The sequence below is a fragment of the Mesorhizobium sp. M7A.F.Ca.CA.002.05.1.1 genome (genome assembly GCF_003998335.1).
GTDB lineage: Bacteria > Pseudomonadota > Alphaproteobacteria > Rhizobiales > Rhizobiaceae > Mesorhizobium.
In genome coordinates this window covers 1-811 of the sequence record NZ_RZQI01001462.1, presented here as the reverse complement: position 1 = coordinate 811, position 811 = coordinate 1, and the positions used below count along the sequence as shown (strand labels likewise).

General features: G+C 63.5%; 1 protein-coding gene and 1 pseudogene. One reads left to right on the top strand and one right to left on the bottom strand.

Annotated features, from left to right (window positions below; all coding sequences use genetic code 11):
• Positions 1 to 332 (top strand): annotated as a pseudogene (locus EN939_RS36365) (response regulator); the annotation flags it as partial.
• Between the two features lie 112 nt (positions 333 to 444).
• Here the strand turns inward: EN939_RS36365 and EN939_RS36360 are convergent.
• Positions 445 to 811, bottom strand: a 367-nt coding sequence (locus tag EN939_RS36360) for a hypothetical protein (RefSeq protein ID WP_127272067.1), incomplete at its 5' end; no start/stop codon positions are given.

Sequence of the window (811 nt, the reverse complement as noted above, 5' to 3'; positions counted from 1 at the left end):
TTCTCGAGCTGATGGGCATCAAGTCGCGGATCGTTCCTGTCTGGGAATCGGCCGCCGCCACTTTGAGCGGCCACATGCCGCCGGACATCGTCTTTTCGGACCTGCGCATGCCCGGCGTCAGCGGCATATCGATCTATCGCGAGCTGCTCGCCGAAAAGCCTGACCTGGCGCGGCGTTTCGTGCTGGTCACAGGCGACCTGATCGGTGCGAAAGCCGAAATCGAGGCCCTGCCGGCACAGCAGCGGCCGCAGATCCTGGAAAAGCCGTTCAGCACGCTTGATGTGCGCAGTGTGCTGTCTGCCATTGCCGAACAGGCGGCCTTTAAAGGATAAAAAAGAGGCCCCCGGGGGCGGGGGCCGAAGAAGAGCGCGCTGGAGGGAGCGCTCGGGGAGTCCAGAACATGATCCCAAAACGGGAACGGTTTCGGATCGTGCTACGACAAAATCAGAAAATATTCGGCGTGTCGGCCAACGGTGCGGCAGTGGCGATCATGCGGATGGCGCGGCTCTTGTGTGTTCCGGACTGTTCGGCGATTGCGCGCAGGCAATCGATACTCTCGGCACCCCAGGTCTGGCCCTTGCAGGCGAAGTCGGTCACCGGTACCGGCAGACGCGCGGTCCTGGTCGTCGTCTGCGCGCCGTCGATGAGATTGGACGGCGGATTCAACGAAGCGAAGGCCGGCCCGATTGTCGGCGTGAACGCCATGCCGACGAAGGCGCAAGCAGCCAGCACCATGAACATCGCCATGGGGTGGTCGCTGGCCCGCTGGCGCAGCGCCAGTTTCGGACGGCGGTCATTGCGCTCTGGAGCC